Genomic DNA, 11994 nt, shown 5'->3' on the forward strand with positions numbered 1-11994 from the left:
TGATTGATTGCGTGGTGGCTGCGGCCCGTATCAGTTCAGCGAAGAGCTGCGGTCAATTGAATGACAGTGGATCAATTGAAAGGCGCTGAACGTCTGTGGACAGCACCACAGCGACGCGCTCACCAACGGTTGGCAGGTCATCGCGCAGTGCCAGAAGTCCGCTTTTCCGTAGACAGGCGCGGCACAAGATCAAGGACGCGAGCGAGAACCCGCGCCTCCCCACCGAGTTGGTGCTGAGCAGCAGCAGCCCTGGCCTGAAGGAGCGTCTGCAGGCCAAAGCGATCAATGCGTTCTCCGGTGTCGGGGTGTAGCCAGTACCTTTCCGGGTCAGCTACCGAGACAAGCAGGCAGCCCGTACGCGCATCCCGATGGGCCATGTACTTCTTGACCAACTGCTCGTCAATCGTGTCACACAGCTCTCGCGCGGATCTTCCCTTCTCACCGACTTTCAGTTCGATGGTCGCCTGGTACCCCGAGACAGTCCTCAGACGAATGTCGGTCTCCTTGCCATCAGCGGTCACCGCTTCCTGGTCAACGGTGTAGGCCTCCCGGGCCGCGACTTCCAGTTCGCGCGCGATCATGGGCCGCAGCGTGTTCTCGTCGTCAATCAACGCCCAGCCGGCCCGCGGCCCTGTGTCCTTGAGCAGCAGTTCCTGGAGATCGTCCAGCCGATCGACCAACAACTGCGCCACGTCGGATGTGGTCTTCGGTGAAAGCTCCTTGCGGGCCAGAAGTGTGGCCACCTCCGTCGGTTTCCAGGCGCTGGAATCAATCTCTGCGGCAAGGCGCTCCTGAGCCAACGCCGCGATGCGATCTCGCAAGCGCTCGAAGAGCGGATCGGCTGCGAGAGCGAGCTTTGCACTGAGAGCCTCCGGGCCGCTCGCCTTCATCAACGCATCGAAGATGTACCGGCGTCCATCCTCGGCAGCGTCCCGCGCGCCGGGTGAGTAGACGGTGTCATGCACGAGGTCGTCTTCCGACCTCACATGCCGATGAAATTCAAGCGTCAGCCGGAGTAGTTGCGCAGCCGCCAGCTTGGAGGCCCATTCGGTCGATCCAAAGCCAGTCCGCTCGTTGAACAGTGAACCGATGATGTGAACTGCTGTCCCGTTGGGCTCCGCGGGAAGTGCAGCCAGAACGGGAAGCATGCCGTCCACACCACGCGATGGCGCGAGCGAGAACAGGACCGGCAGCCAGAACAGCAAGTATGGGCCGGTGCCGACCGCCCCAACCTGAGCCGCGACCAGTTCCTCCAAAGGTCCTTTCACCTCTGGGCCGGCGTGCGCCAGCAGCACGCGTACAACCTGGGAGAGCTTCTGTTCGTTCGACGGCGAATGCGGAAGCTGCATCAATGTCAAGCCCGACCAAGCGAGCCAACCGACGAGACGGGGCACAAGCAACTGTGATACGTCCTGCGTGCCGTTCCGTAGGGACTGCAGCACCATGGAGTGCCAGCCCGAATCGCCGCCCGCGTCGAGCAGCTCATCGAGCAGTTCGCTTCCAACGACAGCCTCCACCTCCGTAGGGTGCGCCTTCGCGAGGCTGCCAAGCCAACTGGGCAGGCCGTTCAGCTCCAGCAAGGCATAGCGGGCAGCGAGTTCCGCTTCACTGGGCTTTAACTTGGTTGCCCAGAGGGGGTCTTCCGCTTCTGCATAGATGCCCATCAGACCGATCGACCACACAACGAGATAGGTGTTCTCCTCTCCGCGCCGGCGCTCGCACCGAATTGTCGGACGCATGCCGCGCCAGTACGCCATCATGGCGAGCCTCAGCCTGTCTGTGATGTCGCCGCCGAACTGGGAGGTCAAGAACGCACGATCCCATCGCCCTTCGTCGCCATTTCTGCCCAGCTTGCGCAAGACCAGCCAAAGGTTCCAGATCGTGTTGTCCCTGCGACCGGGCCCTAGTGCTAGCGCAGGCTGCTCAGCCAGTTCTCGCCTCATCCGAGCCCACGCTTCCTTCTCATCGGCGCGCTTCTTGGCCTGGCGCTCTTGCCGCTTCCGCTGCTCCTCCTGCATTTTCAGGAACTCAGCGCTTGGCTGGTTCGACTTGATGATCGAGTTCAACTCGTCGGTCAGCGCGGTCGAGTCAACCACGGCCCCGCGAAGAGCGCCCTCGGCGTCCTTGAGGCGTCCCTCGATTGCGTAGAGGTGAGCGGCTAGGTGCAACAGAACCGATCGACGCTCCGGCGACATCTGTACGTCAGCCAGCGCTGCCTGTACCCATGGGCCGTCCCGTTCCAACGCGTAGTTCAGTGCCCCTTCATAGACGATGCGAACCAGTCGGTACCTGGCACTGCGGTCTCCGCCAAGCGATTCCACACAGGCCAGATCCGCCTCAAAGACCCGAGGTCGCCAATCATTTGGCAGCGAGTCGAGCAGCGCACTCAGCTCCGTCTTGCCCTTCCCCATGCCCGAGGAGGCGTCGGCCGACCGCCTCGCAAGAACCGAGGCCTCGATCAGTGTCTCGCTGACGCTTCCAAGTTCGAGCAACCGGACACACAGCGCGCGCAAGATGCTCGACACTTCCAGCCGCCCATCGGCCTCTTGGAACTCTTCGTCGACCGCCGATAGCCCCCCGCGTGCAAGCCGAAGCACATCAGGCAACAAGGCTTCAAGACGAGCTCGGCTCATGTCGGCCTTCTGGATCACCCGGGCGACACTGTCTGCGTAGCCACCGCGATCCCTCTTTTCGCTGCGCACCCTCGCCAAGAGCTGAACCAGTTGGGCTTCGGTGACATGCTCCGGGTACAGCATCGTCCCGACCCAACGCGCAAGTCGTTCGGACCACCCCGGCACCAGCGTGACGATCGCATCGACCATCGGTGCAACGCGGGAATCGCCTAGGCCCGCAAGCGCTATCAATGCCTCGAATCGCTCTCGATCGCTGCAAGATGCGTCCGCTGCAACCTGTGCAACCAGGTCCGCGCAGCCTTGCATGTGCCCGGCGCTCACGAGACGAAGTAGCAATTCCCGGACCTCAGGGGCCTCGACGCCAGCGGCCCAGGCAGATCGCACCGTGCCGGCGAGGCCAAGTTGCGCCAGCCGTGCCACCTGCAGATTCGGCACTTCAAGGCCACGCCATTGACCCTTGCCGTAGCGCGCCACGTAGCCGAGCAACGCGCGCTCGCGCTGGAGATCCGTGAGCGACTCCGGGTCACCGTGTGTCAATAGGACGGCTGGCTCGATCTCGACCACCCGCTCGAACATGTCGGGCCGCAGCAAGGCAAGCCACGCAGCCACGGGCCTCATCGACGGCCTGAGGATTGTCTCGTTCGAACCCGTGAGTCCGAACAACAGGCGGCAAGCAGCCGACTGGACCAGCAGCCCTGCCTCGATCAGGTCATGGATCTGGCGGGCGGCGAGAAACTCCATCACTGACCGATGGTGGAACCGGACCCTGCCGTATCCGCCTTCGACAAAAATGGGACGTTCCAAGAGCGTCAACACCTCGTTGGGGCTCCAGTCCGCCAGCAACTCGCGCGGATCGATCGGCGCAGCGCCTGACGAGTCCGCATCTGATCCAGCGCTGTACCGGATGGTCAGGCGCCGACTCAGGATGACCGCGAGCGCAAGACGCTGCGCGCCAACCTGCGCCTTCGCTGGCGGAAGCCCCGCCTTCTCTCGCCGCTCGGGACGAGCGGCAAGCCGCGCGCGCACGTGAGACTGGATCTGCTCGAAGTGCGCGCGAAGCCCACCGTGTTCTCGCCAGTCGTCGCACAGCTCGATCAGGTCCTGCGGCTTGCGAGCGAACTCCCTGGCATGCTTGGCGTCAATGGCTGCCAGCAGGGCCTCAGGATCCCCAACCCCTCGGGATCGCGCGAACTCAATGATTTGGGGTCCGGTCAGCGGAAGCAGCTCGACCTCTCGGATGGCGGGAGGCCCGTCATCCTTGGTCTTGCTCGGTCCGTCCATGGCGATGCGGACGAACTCATCCTCCGACTCCTCTTGCCGCACTGGCGCCGGAACCGGCAGGATGTCCCTGAACGCTTGGCGATCGATAGGCACTGGGCGAGCGGTGATGACCACCGTGGCCCGCCCCAGTGCCCCTCGAGTGTCATGCGCGAATCGGCGCAGCGCGTCCTTGAACGACCGGTGAACGAGTTGGAGCTCGTCGATGGAGTCGAGGAAGAAGTAGGCAACCTGCGATGAAGACGCTAACCAGTCGGTGAACCGCTTGTGCTCATCCCCGAAGAGCGTGGCGGCGACGCCAGCGGACGCGACGCTTTCGAGCGACAGGAAGAACGCTGGCTCGCCGCGCGCAAAGAGTTCCCGTGCCTTCGTCTCGCACTCATAGGTCTTGCCGGCACCGGCCTCTGACACGATCAGAATGCGCTGAGACTTCAGCAGCTCGTGCCAGCTGACGCCGGACTCGTCGAAGCGCTCACCCCAGGACGACTCCAACGCGTCGTCCTTGCCGGAAGGCGCTTTCAGGTCCTTGAACGTGCGATCCATCTTGATCTAAAGCTACGCTGACAGCGCTTGTTCAACTAAGGCATCTGCGAGTGATGTCTGCGTCGTGCTGCTGCGATCCAGGCGCTGGCGAAGGTCCGCGCAAAGGCGACGTAGTTCGGTGACGCGGGCGACGATGCGGGTTTGTTCTTCGCGCGGAGGAAGCGGTACCCGAATATTCCTCAGCTTTGTGCCGTTGTAGTTGGCCTGTCCTGTTTGTTGGGTGAGGTCAGGCTCGATTTCAGTCTTGCGACAGTCCTGAGTGTTCATGAAAATGTTCATATACCTGGGATCGCAAAGCGACTTATTCGGACGAATCCTGATCAGGTATGAGGCGAAGGTGACGGGTCGACCAAACCCTTCGAACAAGGCAGTCTTGCCGACGAGCTCGAAGCTGTTGGTTCGGTTGAAAAGCAAATCACCCTCTTCAAGAAGGAGGCTCGGCAATTCTTCTTTCTGGTCCTTCAAGAACTTGAGGTTGCTAAATACCACCCGGCTTGCTTGAACGTTGCCCATCCTGAGAATTGGGACGGCAGCGGTGTCGTCGCAGGATTTTTGGGACGACCCATAGTCGAACGAAATGCCAAGCTCGCCCAAGCGTGCCCACGCCCAACCGCGAGGGATGTTGAAAGGCACGTCGTCGATCTCCGCAAGCGGCTTTTCACCCTTCAGTTCGCCCGCACGTATCAAACGCTCCTTCTCGGCTCGCACCCTCGCCAGTAGGTCGCTTGCAGTTTCATCGTTGGCATCCTGCTGAACCAGCAACCCGCGCACTGCCAGTTGCAGGATGGTCTGCTCCAGCGCATCCACGGCCTCGGGGCGGTCGAGCAGCAGGTCGAAGTGGTCGGCGATGCGTTGCCAGTTCGCGGCCAGTTCCTCGGGCGTGCTGCTGTCGATCAGCGTGCCCAGCAGGGTGCCGAGTAGGCGGGCGTGCTGCTCCGCTCCGAGCCGGCCCTTCGCTTCGAGCGCATCGCACAGGCGCATCAGTTCGTCGACGCGGGCAACAATACGGGATTGCTCGGCCAGCGGTGGCAGCGGCAAACGCAGACTGCGAAGAACAGACAATGGGACTGTCTTCTGTGCGATGCCGGTTGCACCACTCGCGGCCTGGTCAAAGGCTAAGCGGCTCTGCAACGCCAAGGTGAGATATGCCTGTAGCTCGGGCAAGCCGGGCCGCAGCAACGCAATGTGGCGTTGAAAGCAGAACACCTGCTGGTGAACGACGGGGACTGGAATGCCGAGGCTTCCAACTGTCGTGTACAGGATGTCTCCCTGAAGGGGCTTCTTCCCCCAGTCCAGAGCATCGAAGTACTCGCGCGGCACAAAGCGGGTCGCTGAGCCAAGACCGACGGCACCATCGCGTACGTCTCCGATCACGAGGAACGGAACTCCCGAGTGGGCCTTCGGTGGCGCCTGGTGATCTCCATCCGTAATGACGACACATACGTCGGCTGCGCAGATCCACTCCCAACCGGAAGGGACGACAAACGGCGAGTCTTGGTCCACGGACGGCGCCTCTGACTTGCCAGCTTTGATTTTTCCCTCTGCGACCAACTGCTTTCGCCTCGCCTGAACGCGCGCGAGTAAGGCGCCGGCAGAAGCGTCGCGCGGGTCCTGCGGCACCAGCTTGCCTTCTATCGCCAGCGCCAGTACCAGTTCCCGCAATCGCACCATCCCACCCGACGCCGACGCCAGCAGCCCAAACTGCTGCACCAGCGCAGGTTGCACCGAGTTCAAGTACCGGGCAGTTGGCTCCTGCGCCTCAAGCACCGCACTCACGCCCGCGCCCTCATCAGCGACTCGGCCAATATCGCCTTCAGCTGATTGCGCAGCCCCTGTGTCTCAGTCTGCAGGCGCGCGTACTCGCGCAGCAGTTCGTCCGGATCGTGGCTCACCGCATCCGGTGTGTGCGGGTTCTTCTGGTCCAGGTTGTAGCCCGCGGCCTGGATGGCCGCAATGTCCACCTTCCACGCCCGCCCGTTCTCCACCCGCGCCGCAAAGCCATCGGCCTCGCTGCCCCACCAGGCCTTCTCGGCGTCGAACTCCTCGATGCGGATCGGCTTGGTCTTGTTGTAGCTCTTCGCGCCCGGCGGGTAGGGGTGCTCGTAGTACCAGATGGCTTCCGTCGGCCGGCCCTTGGTGAAGAACAGCAGGTTGGTCTTGATGCCAGTGTAGGGCGCGAAGACGCCGTTGGGCAGGCGCACGATGGTGTGCAGGTTGCACTCGGCCAGCAGCTGCTCCTTGATGCGCGTCTTCACGCCCTCGCCGAACAGCGTGCCGTCGGGCAGAACCAGCGCGGCGCGGCCGTTGGCCTTCAGGATGTGCTTGATCAGCACCAGGAACAGGTCAGCCGTTTCCTTGGTCCGCACGTCCGCCGGAAAGCCGGCCTCGATGCCCGGCTCCTCGATGCCGCCGAAGGGCGGGTTGGTCAGCACCACGTCCACGCGCTCGGCCGGCGCGTAGTCCCGCAGCGGGCGGGCCAGTGTGTTGTCGTGGCGCACGTTGCTGGGGACTTCGATGCCATGCAGCATGAGGTTGGTCACGCACAGCATGTGCGGCAGCTGCTTCTTCTCCACGCCGTAGATGCTGTTCTGCAGCAGCGCCTCGTGCTCGGTGTTCTTCACCTGCTTGCGCAGGTGCTCGATGGCGCAGACCAGGAACCCGCCCGTGCCAGTAGCGGGGTCCAGCACCTTCTCGCCCAGTTGCGGGTTGACCATGTCCACCATGAACTGCGTGACGGCCCGCGGCGTGTAGAACTCACCCGCGTTGCCGGCGCTCTGCAGGTCACGCAGAATCTTCTCGTACAGGTCGTTGAACTGGTGGCGCTCGGACTGGCGGTTGAAGTCGATGGCACCGAGCTTGTTGATCACCTGCCGCAGCAGCTGGCCGCTCTTCATGAAGTTGTTGGCGTCTTCGAACACGCCGCGCACAACCGAGCCGCGCGGGTTGCGGACAGGGTCGGCCGGCAGGGCCTTGAGCTTGGGGAAGAGCGTGTTGTTGACGAAGTCCAGCAGCGCCTCGCCTGTGATGCCCTCGGGGTCGGCCGCCCAGTTTCGCCAGCGCAGGTGGTCGGGGATGGGGCTCTTGTAGTCGTCCCGGGTCAGCTCCAGCTCTTCCTCCAGTGCGTCGAAGACTTTCAGGAACAGCAGCCAGACCATCTGCTCGATGCGCTGCGCGTCGCCGTTGATGCCGGCGTCCTGGCGCATAACGTCCTGGATGGACTTGATAACGGGGGTGAGGTTGGACATGAAGGGGCAGTGAGGGTCGGTCAGGCCTGGGGCGGCGCCGAAGTCGCGGCATACAGCTCGCGCTCCAGCGTGGCCAAGGCTTGGAGGTATTGGGGGCGGCCGCCGAAGCTGCGGATCAGCTCCACGGGCGAGCCCAGGTTGGTGAAGGGCTGCACGCGCAGCACGGCGTCGCTCTCGATGGTGGTGATGCCTTCGTCGGCGTACTTGTCCAGCAGCGTGTCCAGCACCTGGCGGGCCACCGGACCGTACTGGGTGAAGACGTTGCGCTTCTTCACGCGCTGGGCGCGTTCTCGGCGGGTCAGCGGCGGCTGGTCGTAGGCCACGTGCAGCAGCAGGTCGAAGGGGTCGAAGTCCTTGCCCACCTCGTCGGCCAGTGCATCCAGGAAGACGCCGCGGCCTTCCAGCTCTTCGATCAGCGCAGCCTTGCGCTCGGCGCTGTTCCAGGCCTGCAGAAAGCTGTCCAGCGAGTCGTAGGCCTTGCCCAGGTTGATGCGGGTGTAGTCGCGCAGGCTCTCGGTGACCAGCTTGCCGTCGGCGTTCAGGTACTGCACGCGCTCTCGCGCCACGGCCACGTTGACGCTGCCACCGACGATGTACTTGCGAGGTTCGGCGGGACCATCGTCGCCGCCGATGAACGGACCGGGGCCGGGCGGCGGATCATCTGGTAGCCCGGTCGACCCGCCTTGGGGCGGCTCCGGTGGCTGCGGCGGCTCGACAGGCTGGCCCGGGCCCGGCTCATAGATTTGCACCGGATCGCCATCGAAGGCCGGGTCTGCAAACAGTTCGGTGGCACGTTTGAAGTCGAGGATGGTGAACCAGCTCTTGCCCAGATCCTCTCGCAGCCGGGTGCCCCGCCCGATGATCTGCTTGAACAGCGTCATCGACTTGATGTTCTGGTCCAGCACGATGAGCTTGCAAGTCTGGGCATCGACACCCGTGCTCATCAGCTTGGAGGTAGTGGCGATGACCGGGTAGGTCTTCTCGGGGTCGATGAAGTTGTCGAGCTCGCGCTTGCCTTCGGGGTTGTCGCCGGTGATCTGCACGACGTAGTTCGGCTGGCTGACGCACAGGTCGGCGTTGGCGTTGCTCAGGGCTTGGCGCATGCGAGCGGCGTGCTCGATGTCCTCGCAGAAGACGATCGACTTGTCGTAGCGGTTCGTGGCCTTCAGGTACTCGGTAATCTTGGCGGCCACCACCTCGTCGCGGCGCTCCAGCACCAGCTTGCGGTTCATGTCGGCGCCGGTGTAGACCCGGTCCTCGATGAGGTTGCCCAGCTTGTCGGTCATACCCTCGGGCGGGCGCCAGCCGAAGGCGTCCTTGTCCAGGTCGACACGGATCACCTTGTACGGAGCCAGGTAGCCGTCCTCGATACCCTGGCGAAGGCTGTACGTGTAGACGGGCTCGCCGAAGTAGTCGGTGTTGGAGATGTCGGCTGTCTCCTTGGGCGTGGCCGTCAGACCAACCTGGGTGGCAGTGCTGAAGTAGCTGAGGATGTCCCGCCACGCCGAGTCTTCGGCCGCGCTGCCGCGGTGGCATTCGTCAACGATGATGAGGTCGAAGAAGTCGGGCGAGAACTGCTTGTAGATGTTGCGATCTTCTTCCGTGCCGCTGACCGCCTGGTACAGCGACAGGTAGATCTCGTAGCTCTTGTTGACCTGCTTGGTGGCGCGATTGATGGCGAGGTCGACCTCTTCGACCGCGGTCTTCCCCTGGCTGTCGACCACCTCGACGCCCTTGGCGTGCGGGCTCAGCTTGGCCATCGCGCCCTTGAACGGCCGGAAGTCGTTGACCATGGTCTGGTCGATCAGGATGTTTCGGTCGGCCAAGAACAGGATGCGCTTCTTGGCGCCGCTCTTCCACAGGCGCCAGATGATCTGAAAGGCTGTGTAGGTCTTCCCAGTGCCGGTGGCCATGACTAGCAGCACGCGGTTCCGACCGCAGGCGATGGCTTCGACCGTGCGGTTGATGGCGTTGAGCTGGTAATAGCGCGGAGTCTTTGTCGGCGCGTAGTCGTGCTCAGTGACCCGGCGAACTTCGGGCGTCCAGCCCTTCCAAGCGCAGTACCGCGTCCACAACTCGGCAGGCGAGGGGAATTCTTCAAGCGTCAAGTTGCGCTCAAGCACCCCATCGGCGAGCGTTGCGTCGCGGAACACGAAGCCATCACCGTTGCTGGCGAAGCTGAACGGCACGTCAAGAAGTTGAGCGTAGTTGATGGCCTGAGCCATCCCGGCGCCCACGGCGTGGTTGTTGTCCTTGGCCTCGACGACGGCCAGTGGGATGTTGGTCTTGAAGAAGAGTGCGTAGTCGGCGCGAAGTACCGTGGAAACATCTCGGCGCGCCTTGCGCCCGCGAACGACGACGCGGCCCGCCCGCAGGGGGTATTCGCGATAGATCTGTGACATGCCGTCCCAACCGGCGGACTCCATGGCCGGGCGGATGAACTTGTCGCAGATGTCGCTTTCAGACACGGTCTTCTTACTCATACTCCCTCAGCTGCGCCACATCGTCTTTTCTGAATGGCATCGGCTCTAACTACTGCCGCCGGCGCCTCCGTTCTCATCGAGACTGATCCCTACCTACGCTACTTGATCGACAGTGCTGAAAGCGTCGTATAGCCGCCAGGCCAGCGACAACCTCTCGTCGGTCGACAGCTTCTCCCGGTTCGCCTTCACCTGGCGTTCAACTTCATGGAACGCTCTGCGGAATCGATCCCGGTCCACGCCGCTCGGCGCCTGCCGCAGGCCGGTGAGCACATAGCGCACGTCGACGCCGGCGCCTTCAAGCGCAACCAGCGTTTCCGCGGCGGGCGATGACTGCCCTGCCTCGTATTTGACGAAGCTCACGCGGGGAGCGCCGATGGTGTCCGCCAACGCCTGCTGGGTGAGACCGAGCCGCACCCGCTCTTCGAGCAGGCGCTGGCCGATCTGTTGACGGACCTCGGGGTTTCGCATAGCGTGCGACGTTAACTATTCTTATCAAAGAATGGTGTGTAGTTTAAAACACTACCCAGCATCACGGGCGGAGCTGACGGGAGAGGTTTCCCGGGCGGCGTGAGCGCAGCGCACTGGCTGTCGCCCGTACTTGCGCGATCGGAAGGCCGAACACACACAAAGCACTTCACCAAGAAAAACGCCACCGAGGCCGGCAAGCCTGGTGGCGTTCGCTTTCACCGCGGGAGTTGTCCCGGATTCAGCAGCTGATGCCAGGAATCTATCTGCGCCCCTGAGGCGCGTCAACTCCCCTTTCCCGTTTTTTGTGAACGCGTCGAGCGAGCACTGGATGCGCTCGCCCGTACGCAGGAAAGGTCAACATGAGAAAAGGACAGCGCTTCACGCCGAAGCGGTTGCAGAAGTGGGTCGAACAAGGCCGTGGCGCGGGCTTCGGCGAGGGCTACCAGCCGTGGCACCAGGTCACCCGAGCCGACCCTGGCAGCCGGGGCCGCTCTCACCTCATCAACTCAAAGCTGGGCAGGCTGCACCATTTCCTTTCAGATCTCGAGTTCATCGCGTTCTCGTTCGCCACGATGCTGCCCGGGGTCGTCGACATCCAAGAGCAGTTTCCGTTGTCCCTAAACGCTGAGCGCCTGCATCTCGGGAGCTACACGACGTTCAGCAGGACGTCCATGCCGGGGACGCAGCAGCTCGCAGCAGCTCTGGGCTTGCCCCACCCGAAGGTGCGAAGGGACGGACAGGCCGCGTCGTGGGTCATGTCGACGGACTTGGTGCTTACGTTGGCCGGCGACAACGGTCGGCAGCGAGTTGCAGTCAGCGTCAAACCGGCCAGGGCCTGCAGCGGCAAACGACAGCTGGAGCTGCTTGCCATCGAGAGAGAGTACTGGGCGACGCGCGAGGTGCCTTGGCTGTTGATCACCCAGGACGAGTACGACCCGATGGTGGCTTGGGCGATCCGTGCGGGGACGATTTGGGCGCTTGGCATGCCGGAGGTAGAGCGCCAGCTGATCGACGCTTGCTCTGAGTACGTTGCTGGTCAGAGGTGGCCGTCGCTCGGCGATGTCTTCGATCGGCTTCCGCAGCTGTTGGGCGTGGAGCAAGGTCAAGCACAGTGCGCTTTCTGGCAAGCCGTCTGGTGCGGCGCTCTGCCGTTGGACCTCGCCACGGCCATCCGACCGGCATCCAAGCTCCAACTGCTCAAGCCCTCTGCCTTTTGGGACCAGAACCCCATCGCCGCTCGGAGGTCAGCATGGACTGCTTGACCTTTAATGCGGTGCTGAGGATCGAGGCGCCGACCCTGGACGGTTTCTATCGGGTCGTGGCTGTGGCGCCGGGGGCGGACAT

At 63.2% G+C, this 11994-nt stretch carries 6 protein-coding genes; 1 reads left to right on the forward strand and 5 read right to left on the reverse strand.

The genetic code is table 11. The annotated features are described in order from the left end of the window. Positions 1-137: 137 nt before the first annotated feature. The 5 genes from AAW51_RS02835 to AAW51_RS02855 form a co-directional block, all read right to left on the reverse strand. Complete coding sequence (locus AAW51_RS02835; protein WP_047193412.1) at positions 138-4454, reverse strand: WVD2 family protein; 4317 nt, start codon at positions 4452-4454, stop codon at positions 138-140. A gap of 12 nt (positions 4455-4466) precedes the next feature. Next, the gene (locus tag AAW51_RS02840; protein ID WP_053013280.1) at positions 4467-6230 is read right to left on the reverse strand and encodes a restriction endonuclease subunit S; all 1764 of its coding nucleotides are present in this window, start codon (positions 6228-6230) and stop codon (positions 4467-4469) included. Continuing rightward, complete coding sequence (locus tag AAW51_RS02845; protein WP_047193413.1) at positions 6227-7699, reverse strand: type I restriction-modification system subunit M; 1473 nt, start codon at positions 7697-7699, stop codon at positions 6227-6229. Before AAW51_RS02845 ends, AAW51_RS02840 begins: the two co-directional genes overlap by 4 nt. A 20-nt stretch (positions 7700-7719) precedes the next feature. Next, entirely contained in the window at positions 7720-10182 is a 2463-nt protein-coding gene (gene hsdR, locus AAW51_RS02850; protein WP_047193414.1) for an EcoAI/FtnUII family type I restriction enzme subunit R, read from the reverse strand. A 93-nt stretch (positions 10183-10275) separates the two neighbouring features. Beyond that, entirely contained in the window at positions 10276-10650 is a 375-nt protein-coding gene (locus AAW51_RS02855; RefSeq protein ID WP_053013281.1) for a helix-turn-helix domain-containing protein, read from the reverse strand. A gap of 359 nt (positions 10651-11009) precedes the next feature. Between AAW51_RS02855 and AAW51_RS02860 the strand changes: the two genes are divergently transcribed. Beyond that, positions 11010-11912, forward strand: a complete 903-nt coding sequence (locus tag AAW51_RS02860) for a TnsA endonuclease N-terminal domain-containing protein (RefSeq protein ID WP_047193415.1) — start codon at positions 11010-11012, stop codon at positions 11910-11912. The last annotated feature ends 82 nt before the right edge of the window (positions 11913-11994 follow it).

The sequence above is a fragment of the Caldimonas brevitalea genome (assembly GCF_001017435.1).
Classification (GTDB): Bacteria; Pseudomonadota; Gammaproteobacteria; order Burkholderiales; family Burkholderiaceae_C; genus Caldimonas; species Caldimonas brevitalea.

Coding starts and splice junctions, on each gene's coding strand:
- AAW51_RS02860 (WP_047193415.1), top strand. CDS start 11,010: ATGAGAAAAGGACAGCGCTTCACGCCGAAGCGGTTGCAGAAGTGGGTC.
- AAW51_RS02835 (WP_047193412.1), bottom strand. CDS start 4,454: ATGGATCGCACGTTCAAGGACCTGAAAGCGCCTTCCGGCAAGGACGAC.
- hsdR (WP_047193414.1), bottom strand. CDS start 10,182: ATGAGTAAGAAGACCGTGTCTGAAAGCGACATCTGCGACAAGTTCATC.
- AAW51_RS02845 (WP_047193413.1), bottom strand. CDS start 7,699: ATGTCCAACCTCACCCCCGTTATCAAGTCCATCCAGGACGTTATGCGC.
- AAW51_RS02855 (WP_053013281.1), bottom strand. CDS start 10,650: ATGCGAAACCCCGAGGTCCGTCAACAGATCGGCCAGCGCCTGCTCGAA.